At 45.1% G+C, this 17392-nt stretch carries 15 protein-coding genes and 1 pseudogene; 2 read left to right on the top strand and 14 right to left on the bottom strand.

From position 1 onward, the window contains the following. Positions 1-42: 42 nt before the first annotated feature. The 4 genes from mobQ to ACDD58_RS00520 form a co-directional block, all read right to left on the bottom strand. The gene (gene mobQ / locus ACDD58_RS00505; protein WP_074104019.1) at positions 43-1515 is read right to left on the bottom strand and encodes a MobQ family relaxase; all 1473 of its coding nucleotides are present in this window, start codon (positions 1513-1515) and stop codon (positions 43-45) included. 2 nt (positions 1516-1517) lie between these two features. Next, positions 1518-1835 (bottom strand): DUF3847 domain-containing protein, encoded by a 318-nt coding sequence (locus tag ACDD58_RS00510; RefSeq protein ID WP_008816380.1) that lies wholly within the window; start codon positions 1833-1835, stop codon positions 1518-1520. A gap of 286 nt (positions 1836-2121) precedes the next feature. After that, entirely contained in the window at positions 2122-2325 is a 204-nt protein-coding gene (locus ACDD58_RS00515; protein ID WP_004614949.1) for a hypothetical protein, read from the bottom strand. Between the two features lie 147 nt (positions 2326-2472). After that, on the bottom strand, positions 2473-2697 hold the full coding sequence (locus tag ACDD58_RS00520; protein WP_005362423.1) for a helix-turn-helix domain-containing protein: 225 nt from the start codon (positions 2695-2697) through the stop codon (positions 2473-2475). 302 nt (positions 2698-2999) lie between these two features. On the opposite strand from ACDD58_RS00520, the gene ACDD58_RS00525 reads away from it, so the two are divergent. Continuing rightward, complete coding sequence (locus ACDD58_RS00525) at positions 3000-4040, top strand: DUF6076 domain-containing protein (RefSeq protein WP_008816376.1); 1041 nt, start codon at positions 3000-3002, stop codon at positions 4038-4040. A 224-nt stretch (positions 4041-4264) separates the two neighbouring features. Here the strand turns inward: ACDD58_RS00525 and ACDD58_RS00530 are convergent. From ACDD58_RS00530 to ACDD58_RS00575, 10 genes and pseudogenes are all read right to left on the bottom strand, one after another. Further along, a pseudogene (locus tag ACDD58_RS00530) lies at positions 4265-5120 on the bottom strand (ABC transporter permease); the annotation flags it as partial. 109 nt (positions 5121-5229) lie between these two features. After that, positions 5230-7722: an ABC transporter permease gene (locus tag ACDD58_RS00535; RefSeq protein WP_370774976.1), complete on the bottom strand. Its 2493-nt coding sequence runs from the start codon at positions 7720-7722 to the stop codon at positions 5230-5232. Between the two features lie 17 nt (positions 7723-7739). After that, a complete protein-coding gene (locus tag ACDD58_RS00540) occupies positions 7740-8405 on the bottom strand; it encodes an ABC transporter ATP-binding protein (RefSeq protein WP_005936003.1) in 666 nt (221 codons plus the stop codon). Positions 8406-8581: 176 nt separating this feature from the next. Further along, complete coding sequence (locus tag ACDD58_RS00545) at positions 8582-9613, bottom strand: sensor histidine kinase KdpD (RefSeq protein WP_117676357.1); 1032 nt, start codon at positions 9611-9613, stop codon at positions 8582-8584. Continuing rightward, complete coding sequence (locus ACDD58_RS00550; protein WP_370774981.1) at positions 9610-10302, bottom strand: response regulator transcription factor; 693 nt, start codon at positions 10300-10302, stop codon at positions 9610-9612. Before ACDD58_RS00550 ends, ACDD58_RS00545 begins: the two co-directional genes overlap by 4 nt. Before the next feature lie 211 nt (positions 10303-10513). Continuing rightward, the gene (locus tag ACDD58_RS00555) at positions 10514-10639 is read right to left on the bottom strand and encodes a helix-turn-helix transcriptional regulator (RefSeq protein WP_330676080.1); all 126 of its coding nucleotides are present in this window, start codon (positions 10637-10639) and stop codon (positions 10514-10516) included. Between the two features lie 257 nt (positions 10640-10896). Next, positions 10897-12393: a glycoside hydrolase 43 family protein gene (locus ACDD58_RS00560; RefSeq protein ID WP_370774984.1), complete on the bottom strand. Its 1497-nt coding sequence runs from the start codon at positions 12391-12393 to the stop codon at positions 10897-10899. Positions 12394-12669: 276 nt separating this feature from the next. Then, the gene (locus ACDD58_RS00565) at positions 12670-14004 is read right to left on the bottom strand and encodes a diguanylate cyclase domain-containing protein (protein ID WP_243096008.1); all 1335 of its coding nucleotides are present in this window, start codon (positions 14002-14004) and stop codon (positions 12670-12672) included. 220 nt (positions 14005-14224) lie between these two features. Further along, positions 14225-15805, bottom strand: coding sequence for a hydroxylamine reductase (gene hcp, locus ACDD58_RS00570; protein ID WP_370774989.1), 1581 nt, complete (start codon positions 15803-15805; stop codon positions 14225-14227). 57 nt (positions 15806-15862) lie between these two features. Then, positions 15863-16573 (bottom strand): 4Fe-4S binding protein, encoded by a 711-nt coding sequence (locus ACDD58_RS00575; protein WP_117922522.1) that lies wholly within the window; start codon positions 16571-16573, stop codon positions 15863-15865. Between the two features lie 120 nt (positions 16574-16693). Between ACDD58_RS00575 and ACDD58_RS00580 the strand changes: the two genes are divergently transcribed. Then, positions 16694-17374: a Crp/Fnr family transcriptional regulator gene (locus tag ACDD58_RS00580; protein ID WP_117922521.1), complete on the top strand. Its 681-nt coding sequence runs from the start codon at positions 16694-16696 to the stop codon at positions 17372-17374. Positions 17375-17392: the final 18 nt, after the last annotated feature.

Here is a 17392-nt window from a genome sequence, read left to right on the forward strand (position 1 = left end):
CCCTCCATAAAAATACTGGTAGCGGTAAAGCTGCCGGTTATATCATAGCTCCATCTCATGTTTCTTTCTCTGTACTGCCTGTGGCTGCTCCCTCCGGCGCAGTGCGGTATCTACGGCGTTCTGCACCTGCCGTAGCCGTATGACTTCCTCCCGGAGTGGCTTGTGCTGCGGAGACAGTTCGGCATACTCTGTTTTTAACTGTGCGTATTCCTGTTTCCATGCTTTCAGGGCAATGGGTTTTCCGTCCAGTTTTTCTTTCAAAATACGGCGGGCGGCATAAAACAGCCGTAACTCCGCATCGTGGGATGTTTCAAATTTCTCCCTCTGTTTCTTAAACTTGATATTGTTCAATTCCGTATGAACAGGTTTTAGCCGCTGGTAATTCTCGCCCTCCCGTATCAATTCCTGCAATTCCTTTATCCGGGCAGATTTCTTTTTCATGGAGTCGCTTAACGCTTCAAATTCTTCGTTGACAGAGGAAAGACGCTCCTGCAAATCCTCTAATGTGAGCAGCTTGTTTTCCGTCAGATAATTGACGGCTTCGGCAAACTGCTTTAAGTTTCCGGTTCTGGCTTTATTGCTCCATGCCCCTGCGTTGCGCTGGTTGTAATAAGCGATCAACAGGTCGGCAAGGCTCGGTGTCTGCGGTTTGGAAAGTTCTTCTTTTACCTCTGCCATCCAGACAAACAGGGCTTTGATCTTCTTCCTCACATCCTGCATGAGCCGGTTGGTGGCTTTAATCCAGCGGTTCAGTTCCCCTTTCTCGGTGCGGATGCCCTTTGCTTCCATCTGCCGGACATTAGCTCCCTCGTGGACAGTAGGTATCAGGTCAAGCCCCTGCCGCACATAGGAACGGTGGTCGATACGCACATCCAGCCCTTTTTCCTCAAATTTTGTATTAACGGCAGCCGCCCACTGCTCCCGCCAGTGTTCCAGCGTTTCCGGCTCATGCCAGTCTGTTGTATGGACAGCGTTAAACATATAATCGCCGTTTTTATCCCGGATTCGGTTTCCATCTTCATCAAGAAGATATTCCCGACGCTGTTTTTGTCCCCATGTGCCATCCGGGTTCAAAGGGCGCATGGTTGTCATCACATGAAAATGCGGGTTAGGGATGCCGCCGTCCTCTTTCTCCGGGCTGTGAAAAGCAAGGTCGGCAATCATGCCTTTTGTCACAAACTGCTCCTGTACGAACTTCCTCGCCAGCTCCATGTTTTCTTCCAGCGTCAATTCATTCTGCATGGCAATATCAAAGGAATAGGCAAGCTGTGCTTTTGGATGTTTCTCGCAGTTCTCCACAGCATTCCAGAGGGTCGCCCGGTCAAGATATATTTCCGGCGCATGGGGCGGCAGCATGATTTCCGAAGCGATCACGCCGCCCTTTTTGGTGTAGTCGCTGACTTCTCCATAGTAGCTGCTGTAAAGACGCTCCCCGGCTCGATAGGCTGCGCTGGCAATGGCGCTCTGACCGGCGCTGCGCTTGATCTGTGCGATTGAAAAATGATAAAGTGCTATCCTTAGTCACCGCCTTTCTCCTGCCCGGAAATACGGGCGTGGTTCTCTGTGGCAGACCGGATGAAATGCTCCGCCTGCGGCAGATTCAAAATGCTTTCCATGAGGGAATAAAATTCCGCTTCGGATAGCTCCTTTGTCTGTGGTGCAATGCTCTCAATAGCTGCCCCACGGGTAATCAGCCGGTGCGTCCTCTGTTTCCGGGAACCGCTTTCCAGATACGCCTGCCGGTTTTTCAAACGCTGCATTTTCCGTTTTTCCTGTTCCAGCAGGACAGTGGTTTTTTCATATTCCTGCTTCAACTGTTCCAAAGATTTTTCCATGTTCTCACATCCTTTGCTGATAAGATAAAGAAAGACCATCCGCAGACAGTCCGTGTGTCAGTGCTTCTATAAAACCCGATGAAAAGGGAAAACCGCAGAGCGGATTTCTCTTTGCGGCGGGTACACAGGGGATAGCCGCTTTAGCGGCGCAAGGGGGTGTAGCCACCTTGTCGGAGCGAAGCGAACGCAGACCTCGGATTGCTGATTTTATCAGCGGCAGAGGTAAGCTCCGCAGGACGCACGATACATGGTCTTTAGACTATGTATAGAAGTGCGCCCTTAGTTCCTAAGGGATTTTGCCGTTTCCGGCAGTCTTGTCCTTTTTCTTGGAACGCTTGGAAAGATACTTCGGGCAGTCAACCACAACCGCCCGGAAGCTCTGTTTACATTCGTGCTGGCATTTCCGGCACAGTTCGTTGTAAGTGATACGGCTGCGGTCATTTAAGAAGAAAGACCATTCCAACCGCCGCTTGTTACTCATTCTTGCCATAACCGGCTCCTTTCTCCGTTTCTATCTGATGTACGCAGATAGGCTGTTTTGATGTAGCGTCTCGGTATCATTTTTAAGTTTTTTTCCCTCTGTATGCCCCTTTGGAAAGTGCGGCAGTATTGCAAGTCAGGGAATGATACCTCACGCTTATTTGTCGCTTCCCGGTACGGTTTCGGAGCCTTTTGCCATCCATTCAAAGAAAGCAATTTTGCTGACCTTGATAAGTCTGCCCCTGCGGAACGCTGGAAAGCCGGGTGTGTGTACCAGCTCATAGGCGCTCGCTCTTGAAATTCCCATAATCCGCTGAATGTCCGCCACATCCAGAACCAGCGGTAAATCCTCGTAGCTGTTCAATCTCTTTTTATCGTTCATTCTGTTCCTCCCATAAATCAAATAGGTTAAAATGCTTCCTGTTGCCGTTCTCCCCAAAAGCCGTTTTCCTGCCCCATTCCTGCGGTGTTTCCCTGCATTGGTGCGCCGAATGCGTCACTTCTCCTGCCGGTCATATCCCTTTTGGACGGTCATTCACTTGTCAAGGTACTGTGCGGTACGAAATTACCAACCGCAATCATCATAGCGTACTATCCTTGACAAAACAATGATTCTGCGATACCATGAGTGTAACGGATATAACTGAATTATATAATTACCATAAACAAAGGCAGGGGATAGGGATGGAGAATCAGTTTATACGGCATGAGCCATGTTTTGAGAGGATTTTGTTTGTCCTGACGCTGGACAGGAAGAAAATGAAAGAGCGGATTTTGATTGGGGAAGAACAGCAGATCCGCTTCCGTCTGAACGGGAGCCAAAACGCAGAGGTGCTTTGTGATATGACACGCCCACTGGGAACTTTTTTGATAAACTTTGAGCGTGACACGGACAGAGACTGGAACTTATACGGGCTTTCTCCGCTGCGGCAAGCTCTCCACTCCAACCGATGGAAACAGCCGGAGCTGGAGCAGGCGGCAAGCGAATTTCTTTGGGAGAAATATCTTAGCAACGACCCTCTGAAAATGTATGTGGCGTTCCGTATCTGGAACAGCTATCTGCTTGCCAGAGAACCCCGTGACCGTAACGCTGCCTGTGACCGCTTCATGGATAAAATGAGCAGACTGACCGGGGTATTCCAAAACGAAACCATGAGCTTTGACAGGGAGACAGGAAAACCGAAACAATTTCAAGCTGGCAGCCTTTATTTCAAAGGCGCACCGTCAGAAGATACCCGGCTTGACCTCTGGTTCCCGGACAACCGGCGCACAGAAGAATGTGTGTCTGCCTATGCGTCCCTCTACCCGTTGATTACCTATTATCTGAACAGGCTGAATGACTGGGGGCTTTGCTTCCGGCGGTGCAAGGTCTGTGGAAAATATTTTCTGGCAAAGAGCCAGCGGTATGAGCTGTGCAGCGACAAGTGCCGAAAAGCACAGGCGCTTCAAAACAAGCGGGAATTTGACGAGAGGTCAAGAGAAAATAACTATGACCTGCTTTATAAAAATGAATGCCAGAACTGGCGCAACAAAATAAACCGGGTAAAAAATACCGCAGGCTTTCCGGCTGACCGTCTGGAAAAAATACAGGCTTCCTTTTCCGACTTTAAGAAAGAAGCCTTACAGAGAAAAAAGGCTGTAAAAACAGGAACGGCCAGCCCGAAAGAATTTACGGACTGGCTGTATCAGCAGAGTAATGTAATTGTTGAGCTGACCGAGATATGAAAAACTTTCTATCGTCAATTTCGCATTATTGCAATAACAGATTGCTTCTTCCATGAATGGTAATATTATCATCAAACTTTTGGAAGAACTATAAATGTCCGAGGTGCCTTTGATTTCGACAGAAAAACAGGCTGAATTGTTACAAAGCTCGGACATTTCAAAAATTTTTTGAGAAATGGCGAAAAAAGCGGGGCAGCACACGCCGCCCCGCCGATCCCATACGGTTATTCCATCGCCCGCATTTGTTCGATCAGGGATTGCTTTTTCTGTCTGCGGATTGTCCATACAGACAAGATCAGTTCCATTCCGAACAATACCAGAATGAACAGTCCCATTTCCAAAACCGGGAATTTGTAAGGCACTACATTTCCGGCAAAAGCTCCTATACTCATTTTTCTGCAAGCAAAGATGGAAGCCGGAAGCCCAACGATCAGCGTCGCCAATGTTGCAAAGAGCGCATAGCACAGCCCCTCGCAGATGTTCATTTTACATAGCTGTTTTTGTGTTAGGCCGATGGAACGCAAAACACTGTTTTCCTGCTTTCGGGACTATCTGGTTAGAGAGTGTCGTATTGATAAGGTTGATAACGCCAAAGAGAAATACCAACCATGAAAGTATCTCCATACTGCCAAACGCAAAAGAATTTGTCATTTCTTCATATTCAATCACTGTATTGATTTCATCTAAGGCAATGTTACTATGGCTGGCAACAATATTTTTCAATCCAGCTCCCACGCTAGTCCGCTTTTTTCGGATCGCTTGCAATGCTCCACGAATAGTCAAATGAAGTGATTTCCGGGTGCAGTTCATGGAACAATGCTTCTGGTGCGAAAAAGAGTACTCCATCGAGGGCCAGTTTTCCATGCCCGGAAGGCGTCTTGTTGGAATCAAACAATCCTGATACAGTGACGGAAACAGGCGGTTGCCCCTCTCCAAAATAAAAGTCAACTGTTGAACCAACACCCATATCCTCATTCTGCTTTAGCACATTATAGTCAATTACAATACTACGGGAATCTTTTGGCATCGTTCCTGCTGTCAGATGCCGCTTCAACCTGTAGCATAATTCTGGTTACAAAGCTCGGACATTTCAAAAGAATTTTTTGAAAAATACTAAAGAAGCGGAGCAGCTAAAATCTGCTCCGCTTCGATATGATTGATCTAAGGATGTTTTGCTATTTGATTAAACTCACTCTGTCAACCGCAATCGCTCCACAACTGGAAGGTTAACGTCAGTTTTGTAGACCCATATAGGCACAATAAGGCAGATTAGCAACACCAGTCCAGACACCAGCACCAGTGGGATAAATGGATAGGAGAAAACAGCATAATAGGCCACTTTACTAAAAATCATATATAGCAAGATGAAGATTGCTGTTCCAATGGTGACTGCAAGAGAAAGGGAAACGCCCCAATAATAGAAACCTTCCATAAATAGCATTCGTTTGATTTGTCGCTTTGTCATTCCAATGCTTTCAAGAACAGCTAATTCATAGCGCCGAGTATTTACATTGACAACCATTGTATTGACAAAGTTCATGACACCAACAAGCAGCAGGATCACGGACAACCCTGTTCCTAAAACCTTTGCTGTAATGAGATATTCCTGCATTTCTTCTCGCCGTTCATATCGGGATATAATATCAATGTTAGCTTGTGATGCGGTGATTTGCTTTAATTCTTGCAGTATACTTTCGTCATGTTGACCATCCGTATCAAAGGCCACGCGGAACACTCTATATTGCGGAAAGAGTTCTTTCAAAGCTGTTTGACTAATATACAAATCAGGAGCCGTCCCTCTCTCATTGCCTCCTCCTGCTCGAAACCCTTCATTCAAATAACCGTTCGCTACAATAAAGGAATGCTGTCCGTTCTGCGTCTGGATTGTTATTTCCTGCCCCGGCTGAATAAGGTCTTCTACTGTTTTGGACAGCAGCACAACCTTTCCTTGTTCAAAGGCAGACGTGTCAATAGGCAAGTTTAAGGTTTTATTGATTTCTTCCAAATATGCACTGTCAATTCCAAAAACCCCGCTAAAAAAGTTTTGCTGATAATTTTCTAATTTTGCCGGATCAGAAAAATCAATGCCGTTTACTCCGTCTAATGACGCAAGAAACTCGTGAAATACAGCATCGTCATATACAACATCTGCTACTACTTGAGGATAAGGTGCATAGGTCAACCTCAAATTCTCAATGCCGTCAAGCTGACCAATCTCTGAAACCATTTCGCTGGAAATTAAATCTTCTCTTTCGTGGATACTATATGTGAGTGCAAAATCGCTTACTCCCCATTGGCTCACATAATTCTCCGGGCTTAAACCATGTAATAGCCCTGTGACGACAAGGAACAAGGAAAGGCCGAAAAAAAGCGATGCAAAAACAAGGGTTGTACTCTTAGCATTACGAAAGACATTGTTCCATGCCATTCTGGACAACTTCATTTTGCTACAATTTCTGGCGCTACTCTTTGTGCTGGCTGCTGTATATTGGAGTGCTGCTATTGGTGAAACACTTCCGGCAATTTTGGCGGGCTTCATGCTTGCAATCATAACGGTAATGAACGTAAATATGGCCGCTCCTATGAAAATAAACGGCGAAAAAGATACTTTTGTTCCCACATCAGAATTTGTTGAATACATCATATTCAGGAAGTAAGGAACAATGCCAAAGGAAACAACCGCACCAAGTAACAGACCAATCGGAATACCAATACAAGAGATTCTGATTGCCTGCTTATAGATAATTCTCTTTATCTGCCTTTGGGTCGTTCCAATCGTTTTAAGACAGCCATAGAATTGCACATCTTTTATGACAGAGACATAAAGAATATTATAAATCAGCAGATAGCCGCTAAAGGATATAAAAACTGCTAAAATTATTACAGCTAAAATAATAGTTCCACCATTTGCCTGTTCTAATGGTACAATTTCAAATGTTTGCCCTTCTGTAAAGTCAATCTCACGCCGCAATCTTTCACAGTTTTTGTCAGCATTATCATTGCCTTGAAAACGGATCATTGCCGTAACACTATTATCCAGTGATACATTTAAGCTATCCTTAAAAGCGGATGAAACATAAACATAACCACGATTATTTGTGCGCATTGGAATGTAGTCCGTATAGTAGCCCGACAGCAAAAAGGTGTCCGTGACATAATCATAGCTATCGCCAATTTGGTATGACAACACAATCTCCATCCCTATTTGCGGATCAGAAATGCCCATCTGTTCAAGCACCCATGTAGGTAGCATAATTTCGTTTTTACTTGATGGGTAATTTCCTACAACACCTGATATAGTAGGAAGACGGTGGTGTTCCCACTCGGTATCATCTATCCAAACTATACCTAATCTCGCATTTTGCAGTTGCTCTGTATCAACACTGCCTAAACGCTGCTGTATGCCTACGTCAAGTACAAGACTTGATTTTGAAATCTCAACCAACTGTTCTTCCGTTACATTTGTGATTCCGGCATCTGCGGTAGTTCCCATTAAGCGGATTTGTTGCATTTGGTAGGTTTCAAAGTAACTAAAGCCAATACTGAATGTCGCAGTTATCATAAATGCAGTTAGCGCCAGAGCAATGATTGCAAATAAATTACGCTGCCGTTCATGGTGCAAACTGCGCTTTGCCAGTTTCTTTTCAATGTTACTGGTATCATTTTCAAAAGGCCATGTCATAGTCTGCCACCCCCTACTTATTCCACAATTTTGCCGTCCTCAATGCGGACAATCCGATCTGCAAGACGGGCAATATCGTTGTTGTGGGTAATCATCACAACGGTTTGCCGGAACTCTGCACTGGTGCGCTTGATAAGCCCCAGCACCTCGGCGCTGGTCTTGCTGTCAAGGTTACCGGTTGGCTCATCGGCCAGCACAATAGCCGGTTTGGTAATCAGAGCGCGGGCAATCGCCACACGCTGCTGCTGTCCGCCAGAAAGATTATTCGGCATATTTTTCAGTTTATCTTCCAGCCCCAGCAGGTGAACGATCTCGTCCAAAAACTTCTGATCTACCGTGTCCCCGTCCAGCTCCACCGGCAGGACGATGTTCTCATACACATTCAGAATAGGAACAAGGTTATAGTTCTGGAAGATAAAGCCGATGTTGCGGCGGCGAAAGATGGTAAGCTGTTCATCGTTCTTCTTTGCCAGTTCTTCGCCCCGGACGATCACGGTTCCGCTGGTGGGAGTGTCCAGCCCGCCCATCATGTGAAGCAGGGTGGACTTGCCGCTGCCGGATGTTCCCACAACGGCCACAAACTCGCCGTCCTCCACGGAGAAGTTCACACCGTCAAGGGCGCGGGTAATGTTCGGCTCTGTGCCGTAATACTTTTTCAGATCAATCGTCTGTAAAACGCTCATACTCAAAACTCCTTTCAAGGCTTTCTGCCTGTTGATAAGGGTATTGTAAAACCCAAATGTCCGCGAAATGTTACAGCGGCCAAAAAATTTCATTGAAAATCAGGGTGAAATGTTACAACGCTCGGACATTTCAAAAAAATTTACGGCGGCAGCCGGAAATGGCCGTCCGCCGCGTTCTATTTTGTAGGCAGCATAATGGAAAATTCCGAACCCTTGCCCGGCTCCGAAACCACTTTGATATAACCGCCCTGTCGCGTTACGATCTCGCGAGCCAGATATAGGCCAATGCCCACGCCCTGCTGTTCGTGTACTTCTTCCTCACGATAGAAGCGCCGGAAGATGGCGGCCTGATTGCTTTCAGAAATGCCCTTGCCGGTGTCGGTCACTTTGATCTCCACATACATTTCCCACAGCACCACCGACACAGCGATTTTCCCGCCTGCCGGGGTGTACTTCACCGCATTGTCCAGCAGGTTAAAGAGGGCTTCGGATGTCCACTTGCTGTCATGGGAAACGGTCAAATCCTCCGGGCAGTCCACGGACACGGCAATTTCCTTTTTCTCCGCTGCATACACGATCCCACTCATGGCCTGCGCCACGGTATCAAAAAGGCGGCCCGGCTTCTTATCCAACTGGATCACGCCCGTTTCCAGCCGGGAGGTTTTCACAAGGGCCTGAAAGAGAAAGTCCAGCTTATCCGTCTGGCTGCGGATTCCCCGGATAAAGTCGGTGCGCTCCGCCTCAGTCATGGGCTTTTCCAGCAGGGTATCCGTCGCCATTTTCAGATTGCTTACCGGCGTTTTCACCTGATGGGAAATATCCGATACAAGGGTCTGTAACTCCTGCCGTTCCTCGTCCACCCGGCGGCGGTTCTCCTGCATGATCTGGTAAAGCCTTGCCAGCCGGTGTCCAATTCTGGCAAGCTGGGTTTCGCTGTCCTCTGGCCGCTGGGGTGCTTCATTTCCGGCGATCATGTGGTCTAAGGTCTGGCACAGGTCAGCGGTAAACTGCGACAACCGCTTTCCAAACGCCTGCGTCAGTACAAAAATCCCCACAAGGGCGCACAACAGCAGCGCCCCGCCCGTCAGCAGCACCGCCGTCTGTTTTGTCACAAGAAACAGGGCTATGGTGATCCCGGACATGGAGAGGACAAGCCCTATTGCCACCCGGCCAAATAGCCGCTTTACCGATAGATTTTGAAACTTCATTTTGCCTCGCCTCCCGTCCATTGATAGCCCATACCGTAAACGGTCTTGATGTATGGCACACCTCCGTCGGCTTCAATCTTGCTGCGAATCCGGCTGATGGAGGTTGTCAGGGTGTGTTCGTCCACAAACCTTTCATCTATATCCCACAGCTTTTCCAAAAGCTGCCCACGGGTCAGCACTTGCCGGGGATTTTTGCGAAACAGGTTCAGCATTTTGTACTCCATCGGGGATAGGGTCAGGGGCTTGCCGTTTAGGGAAGCCGTCTGCTCCGAGAAGTCCAGAAACAGCCGTCCATCGTCGTAAATGTCTTTAGCCGGTTTGTGGTGTTCCAGCATGGCGAACATGGCTTTGATTTTCCGCTGCAAGGCTCTGATCACAAAGGGCTTTGTGATGTAGTCCACCGCGCCCACCTCATAGCCCCGTATCTGGTCGCTCTCCTGATCGTTGGCGGTCAGAAAAATCACGATGGTGTCCGGGTGTTGGGGCTTTATCAGCTTGCATAGCTCAAAACCGTTCCCATCCGGCAGGTTGATGTCCAGCAGCACCAGATCAAATTCCCGTTGGCGGATGGCTTCGGCTGCGGTTCTGGCATTTAGAGTAGAAGTCACGCCGTAGCCGTCTGCGGTCAGGTTGTAGGCCAACATCTTATTTAAAAAACTGTCGTCCTCGACAATTAAAATCTGCTTCATATTCTCACTTCCTTTGCTTTTTGCAGATAGTATAACAGGCAAATGTCCGAGAATTGTTACAAGGACAAATATATTTATCATTTTACAGCTTTTTTATGTGTACTGCAATTTTATAAAAGAAAGGACAGCAGTATCATCAAATTGCTGTCCTTGCGGTTTATTATAGCTGGTAGTGTATAAGCGTGGGTTCATCATATTTGGTGTGGTATCTTTAACTATGGGAAACTCCAGATTCCCATTTTGAGACCGTCTGTCTGCTCGTTTCCGTCAGTTCCGCTAACTGCTCCTGTGACATTCCTGCCCGTTTTCTAAGTAACTGTATATTATCTGAAAGCATGTTTTTCCTCCCATCTCCTCTCGTGTTCTCATACATTTCATACTTTTCATACTTTATTGTAAACATACGAAACATCATTTTCCAGCAAAAGATATAACAAAAAGAGACCACATATGTTATTTTTTTTAACATGGGTGATCTCCTGAAACATGTTTTGTTTTTCCTCTGCTTCACTATACAATACCGTTGTAAAAACCAATGTCCAAAGTAGGAAAAATTTGAGTAAATTCCGACACTTATTTTATGCAGTTCTATCTTTATGAGATTTCATCAACATCATAATACTTAAAATCCCGGAAGCAGGCACTTCCTCCTGTTTCCTCTGCCGCATAGCAGAACAGACCAAACCGGCAACCAGTAAAATGATCCAGTTTGAAGTACAGCTTATGCACGTTTCCGATGGGTAGCCAGTCTCCCTTATTTACCCGGTAATAGCAGCGTGCTTCATCCTTCATGTTACAGAAATCTGCTTCAAGACGAAAATCCATCTGATGTGATTCAACAACAGTTCCTTCCGTCATATCCAATATACCATCTTCTTTTTTATCCAGCATAAGGACTTCATATTTTCCATGATGTTTTGTAATGCCAACTGCAGCATAACAGCCCTGCAACGCACACAAACCTGCGACATCGCCCTCTTTCAATGCAGAAGCATCAACAGTAACCTCAGCTGCGCAGGACGGATAACTCATCCTTTGCGTAAGCGTATTTACTGCCTGTGTAAGCTCTGTACAAACTTCCCGTGTTGTAATTGTATAGGTTCCCTGCAATGCATCCAGATGATAGTACCGTGGATCTGGATCATGATTAAACTGCCAGCGCGGAAGCAGCCCATTACAGAAATCATCACTTCCCACTAATGGCTGATAAATATATCCTGGTCTGGTACTGTGAACCTCTATTTCTTCCGGCACATGTCCGTTCTGTCCAAAAATCGGAAAATGATCCTTCCAGGTAACCGGAAGCAGAATAGGAATCCGTCCAACTGCTCCGGAATCCTGAAACAGCATTGCATACCACTTTCCATCCGGCGTATCCACTATTCCTCCCTGTGCCACGCCCTGTCCACAATATCCACGATCATCACAAAGTACATCTCCACCCGTGAATTCTCCTTCCAGAGAATCACTGTAAAAGCATGCTTCCGTCCGCATCCAGCGGTCTCTCAGGGAATGAACCAGAAAAATATAATAATAGCCGTTTATTTTTTGAATATGAGAACCCTCATAGCCTAGCTTCGGGTTCTTATGATCACTGACTAAAAGACGATGTAATCCGTCCTTCTTTGGTGCAGTCAAATCTTCATTCAATTCTGTAATCCAGATTTCATCATTTCCATATACAATATAGTTTCTGCCATCCTCATCAAATAATAAAGAGCCGTCATGATAAAAGCCTTCTATCAGCTGCTTTTTCCATGGACCATCTATTTTTTCCGAAATATACAAATAAGTCTTACGGGTATCATTTGCCACAAAGCAGACATAAAATCGGCCTTCATGATAGCGCAGGGAAGCTGCCCACATGCCCTGTCCGTAAATATTCTGACCGCTTTTCAGTTGCTGCGCATCCGTATGATCCAACGTCTCATAGACATAATTCACATGCTCCCAGTGCACCAGATCAAAAGACTGCAGAATCTCACAGCCCGGCATAAAGTGCATGGTTGTGGATACCATATAATAGGTATCTTCTACGCGGATCACGTCCATATCTGGATAATCCAATCTTGTTATAGGATTTACATTCATTGTTTATTCCTTTCTGTTTTATCTCCATATTCTTTCTTTGTTCTATTCTATTTTTACTATTTTATCTTTGTTTCTTATCCGTCTGCCTTTTCAACTCTTCTCTGCCCCATTTCACTATTGCTAATATCACAATCTCACAGTAAAATATAATAATCGAAAACGATCCTGCACCATGTTATTCATCAGAAATTTCCGGTTTGCACAGATTTACCGGGAATAAACAGAAGGAGACCAGCATGAAGGAAAATATAACACTTAATTCTGCAATGCAAGGATTTATCTGCGCCGTTTCAGTCCGTGTTCCTTATAATACCTGTCTTTATCCTCATACATCAGGCGCTCCGATTCGTTTAAAAGCAGATCAATATCCTTAGGACCATGTTCTTTCCATATCATGCCAACCGCCATCGTAACCTGATGTTCTTTCATATCCATGTGCAGTTTCTCAACGTGTTCCCTCAGGTCTTTTTCCTCAATTCCAAGACAAAGTACTAAAAATTCATCGCCGCCGATCCGATACAGACCATACCCCTTAAATACACCCGCTAAGCACTCACATGCCCTGATGATCAACCGATCTCCGGCTTCATGCCCCTGCTCATCATTGACCTTTTTCAGCCCTGTGATATCGCAGTACACTACACCGATCTGTTCCCCATTCCACTCATGCTCCACAAACCAGTCGACCGCATAACGATTGCCAAACTGAGTGAGCTGGTCACGATAACTCATGCGTTCTAACTGACGGAGCAGATTTCTTCTCCGAATGGAGGAAACAATAAAAGATCCCATGATATGAAGCATATCGGAAACATAATCTAATGATTCTGCCGGTGGATTATCCACTCCGTAAAATCCAATGATCTTTTTCTCCCAATAAAGTGGAACAACCACCAGTGAATGGATATCCTGACGTTTCAGATTCTTATACTGTTCCGAATCTTCCTCTCTGATGTTCTCCAGATTTTCAATTACAATGTTTTTATCTTCTTGAAAATTCCGATACCAGTTGGCACATAATTCTGGTGGAAGGTTCTGTAAATTATCTTTCTCCGGCTTGATTCCATTTGCAACCCACTCGTAAGTGTTGTCATCGCACCCATTCTCATTATGCTCAAAAATATATGTCCTCTCTCCATCTAATGCCTTTCCTATATATTCCAGAATGATGTCCAGCGATTTATCCGCAGAAGATGTTCCAAGGGCAAGACGCAGTCCCTCATTAACGATTTTTTCCAGTTTTTCGTAGCGGCGTACCACATTTTTCTGATGTTCCTGAGAACTTATATTCAGAGCAATCTCTATTCTATATCGTCTGCCATTGTCCTCCACAACAGTATCCTTAATTTTAAAGTATTTATTTAAAAGCGGGTTAAAATACCGCCACTCCTTAAACTGTCCCTCCTGCAGTTCATCATTATTGCAGATCGTACAGGGCAGGCTTGAATTCTGAAGCAATTCATAACATTTTTTGCCGGCAAGTTCTTCTTTTGAATGTATCCCATAAGTATCTCTCATCTTTTTATTCATATAAACCATTTCATGGGTATCCGCATCTGCAACATATACATATTCATTCATATTTTCAAAAAAATTCCAGATTCTTTCCATACCATTCCCCATTTCGTGCTTTTTTATAAAAACAATATTCTCATTCCTGACAAGCCTGAATACAAACTTATTATCTATTATAACTCAAAATTCGACAATATACAGTATATTTTTTCATTTAACCAGAAAAAGGAAGTATGAAAAATAAAAAATCATTTTTCACACCCCCTTTTCTCATTTAGGGCGACAGAAAGGTTCCCAAAACATTTATTTTATTGATTTATCCAAGGATCTCTGCTAAATCTGCTTCCGGTGTCGTAATCGGTGCGATTCCATAATTATCTACCAGATAATTCAAGATATTTGGTGAAATAAATGCCGGCAGTGTCGGTCCCAGTTTTATATTTTTGATACCAAGGTGGAGCAGTGTCAATAAAATGCAGACTGCTTTCTGTTCGTACCAGGAAAGCACCATGGAAAGCGGCAGCTCATTCACGCCACAGTCAAATGCCTCCGCAAGTGCCACTGCGACACGGATCGCACTGTAGGCATCGTTGCACTGTCCCATATCAAGGATTCTCGGCAGTCCACCGATCGTTCCAAGGTCAAGATCATTGAAACGGTATTTTCCACATGCAAGTGTTAAGATCATGGTATCTTTCGGTGTCTGTTTCACAAACTCCGTATAATAATTTCTTCCCGCGCGGGCACCATCACAGCCTCCTACCAGGAAGAAATGACGGATATCCCCGGTTTTTACAGCCGCGATCACCTGATCTGCCACGCCGAGTACAGTTCCGTGACCGAATCCGGTCATGACCTTTGTACCGCCATTGATACCGGTAAACTGTGTATCCTCTTTGTAACCGCCAAGCTCTAATGCTTTTTCGATAACCGGGGTAAAGTCTTTATCTTCCCCGATATGCACCATTTCCGGATAAGAAACCACTTCTGTTGTAAATACACGGTCTGCATAACTTTCTTTGACCGGCATCAGGCAGTTTGTTGTGTAAAGAACCGGTGCCGGAATATGATCAAATTCCTTCTGCTGATTCTGCCATGCAGTACCAAAGTTGCCTTTTAAATGCGGATATTTCTTTAATTCCGGGTAAGCATGTGCCGGCAGCATCTCACCGTGTGTATAAACGTTGATTCCCTTGTCTTTTGTCTGCTCTAACAAGAGCTTCAGATCATAAAGATCATGTCCGGTAATAACGATAAACGGTCCCTTTTCCACCATCAGAGGCACTTCCGTCGGTACCGGTGTTCCAAATGTTTCTGTGTTGGCACGGTCTAACATCTCCATGCAGGTAAGATTTACTTTTCCTGTTTCTAACACGAGTGGTAGCAGATCCCCCATCTCGAAATCTTCACCGACTGCAAATAAGGCACGATAGAAAAAGTCATTTACTTCCTCATTTGTATATCCGAGTACCATTGCATGATAAGCATAAGCTGCCATACCACGGATGCCAAATAAAATTAAGGATTTTAAGGAACGGATATCCTCATCTGCCTCCCACATCCGCTTCATATCATAATCATTGGTATTGCCGCACGGTGATATGCAAGTCGTACATCCAGGTGCAACTTTCGCTTTTTCTTCTCTGACACGGGCGATCATTTCACGCAGTGTCTCATCATTAAAATTCACATTTGTGATGGTTGTAAATAAACCTTCTATTATAATGCGGTCCGTCTGCTCTGTCTTTGGGTTGTTCATGCAGGCATGTGCAAGTCCCACAAGTGCTCCTGTCAGTTCATCCTGCAGATCCGCTGTTGCACTCTTCTTTCCACATACACCGGCAGCTCCCGTACATCCGCTGCATCCCGCTGTCTGCTCACACTGAAAACAAAACATATATCATCCTCCATTTATGTGTGTAAAAATGTTATTTTCACACTATCTTCGTTTTTCTTAATCTAAAATTTTTCCGTCAATTGAGATCGTCACAACATTCCATGGAATGAATTTTCCGCTGTTCTTTAATGCAGTCACTGCTGCATGCTCGATTCCTCCACAGCAAGGTACTTCCATTCTCACGATCGTCACGCTCTTAATATCATTATTTTTAATGATCTCTGTCAGTTTTTCACTGTAATCCACATCATCTAATTTCGGACATCCGATCAGTGTCACTTTTCCACGGATAAAATCCTGATGGAAATTACCATACGCATATGCGCTGCAGTCTGCCGCGATCAAAAGTTTTGCCCCGTCAAAATAAGGCGCATTGACCGGTGCAAGTTTGATCTGTACCGGCCACTGACGTAATTCTGAACTGACCGGTGAAGCTGCACTCTGATTTTCTTCTGCAGGTTTTCTTTCAAGCTGACGCATTCTTGCACCCGGACATCCACCGGAAAGTGCCTGTCCCATTGCCTGCATTTTTTTCTTTTTATTTTCCTGGACTGCTGCCTCATCATAAGCTGCCGCCTCACGCTCTATAAAAGAAATTGCTCCAACCGGACAGTTTGGCAGACAATCACCAAGTCCGTCACAATAATCATCACGAAGCAGTTTTGCCTTTCCGTCCACGATGCCGATCGCACCTTCATGACAAGCCTCTGCACAAAGACCACATCCGTTGCATTTTTCTTCGTCTATCTGTATTACTCTGCGTACCATATAAATTCCTCCTGTTTTCTGCGCTCTTGACATTACTCGTACACTATACTAGAATTTTTCTCAAAAGTATGTTGTCATAACAACATTTAAAAAAATTTTAAAAAAGAAGGTTTCTCTTTTATGGATTATCAGTTTTTAAGTCAGACAATGCTGTTTTCGGGCGAATCGCCGGAAGAAATTAAAGAAATGCTCTCCTGTCTTGGAGCAGTCACAAGAAGTTACGGAAAAGGCGAGATCATCTATCATGCCGGGGAATGTGTTCATTCCATGGGACTTGTACTGTCCGGAAATGTTCAGATTGAAAATGATGATGTATGGGGAAATCACAGTGTATTAGATGACATAGCCCCCGGCTTTTTCTTCGCTGAAACTTACGCAAGCCTGTCAAAAGAACCTCTGATGGTCAATGTTGTCTCTGCATCCGCAAAGACAGAAGTATTGTTTTTAAATATAGGACGGCTGCTCACAACCTGCAATAACAGTTGTTCACATCACAACCGCCTGATCCATAATATGTTTTTTATTTCGGCACGGAAAAATCTGCTTCTCTCCCGCAGGATCTTCCATACCACACCAAAATCGATCCGCGGACGGCTTCTCTCTTACCTTTCTGCACAATCTGCCGCTGCGAAAAGCCTTGATTTTACGATACCATTTAACAGACAGCAGCTTGCCGACTACTTAAACGTAGACCGCAGTGCCCTGTCTGCAGAACTATCAAAAATGCAGCGGGAGGGACTCCTTAAAACGGAGCGCAATCATTTTATTCTGCATGAAGATTCCCTCGACTCTGATCTCTGATCATGCTGCAAGTGAATC

The sequence above is a fragment of the Roseburia sp. genome, assembly GCF_041325975.1.
GTDB lineage: Bacteria > Bacillota > Clostridia > Lachnospirales > Lachnospiraceae > Roseburia > Roseburia rectibacter.

What these genes read in the sequence shown, in the direction of transcription:
- ACDD58_RS00555 (WP_330676080.1), bottom strand. Translation starts at nt 10,639, where the DNA reads ATGCTTTCAGATAATATACAGTTACTTAGAAAACGGGCAGGAATGTCA.
- ACDD58_RS00565 (WP_243096008.1), bottom strand. Translation starts at nt 14,004, where the DNA reads ATGGAAAGAATCTGGAATTTTTTTGAAAATATGAATGAATATGTATAT.
- ACDD58_RS00550 (WP_370774981.1), bottom strand. Translation starts at nt 10,302, where the DNA reads ATGAAGCAGATTTTAATTGTCGAGGACGACAGTTTTTTAAATAAGATG.
- ACDD58_RS00535 (WP_370774976.1), bottom strand. Translation starts at nt 7,722, where the DNA reads ATGACATGGCCTTTTGAAAATGATACCAGTAACATTGAAAAGAAACTG.
- ACDD58_RS00545 (WP_117676357.1), bottom strand. Translation starts at nt 9,613, where the DNA reads ATGAAGTTTCAAAATCTATCGGTAAAGCGGCTATTTGGCCGGGTGGCA.
- ACDD58_RS00520 (WP_005362423.1), bottom strand. Translation starts at nt 2,697, where the DNA reads ATGAACGATAAAAAGAGATTGAACAGCTACGAGGATTTACCGCTGGTT.
- ACDD58_RS00580 (WP_117922521.1), top strand. Translation starts at nt 16,694, where the DNA reads ATGGATTATCAGTTTTTAAGTCAGACAATGCTGTTTTCGGGCGAATCG.
- hcp (WP_370774989.1), bottom strand. Translation starts at nt 15,805, where the DNA reads ATGTTTTGTTTTCAGTGTGAGCAGACAGCGGGATGCAGCGGATGTACG.
- ACDD58_RS00525 (WP_008816376.1), top strand. Translation starts at nt 3,000, where the DNA reads ATGGAGAATCAGTTTATACGGCATGAGCCATGTTTTGAGAGGATTTTG.
- ACDD58_RS00510 (WP_008816380.1), bottom strand. Translation starts at nt 1,835, where the DNA reads ATGGAAAAATCTTTGGAACAGTTGAAGCAGGAATATGAAAAAACCACT.
- ACDD58_RS00540 (WP_005936003.1), bottom strand. Translation starts at nt 8,405, where the DNA reads ATGAGCGTTTTACAGACGATTGATCTGAAAAAGTATTACGGCACAGAG.
- ACDD58_RS00560 (WP_370774984.1), bottom strand. Translation starts at nt 12,393, where the DNA reads ATGAATGTAAATCCTATAACAAGATTGGATTATCCAGATATGGACGTG.
- ACDD58_RS00515 (WP_004614949.1), bottom strand. Translation starts at nt 2,325, where the DNA reads ATGGCAAGAATGAGTAACAAGCGGCGGTTGGAATGGTCTTTCTTCTTA.
- ACDD58_RS00575 (WP_117922522.1), bottom strand. Translation starts at nt 16,573, where the DNA reads ATGGTACGCAGAGTAATACAGATAGACGAAGAAAAATGCAACGGATGT.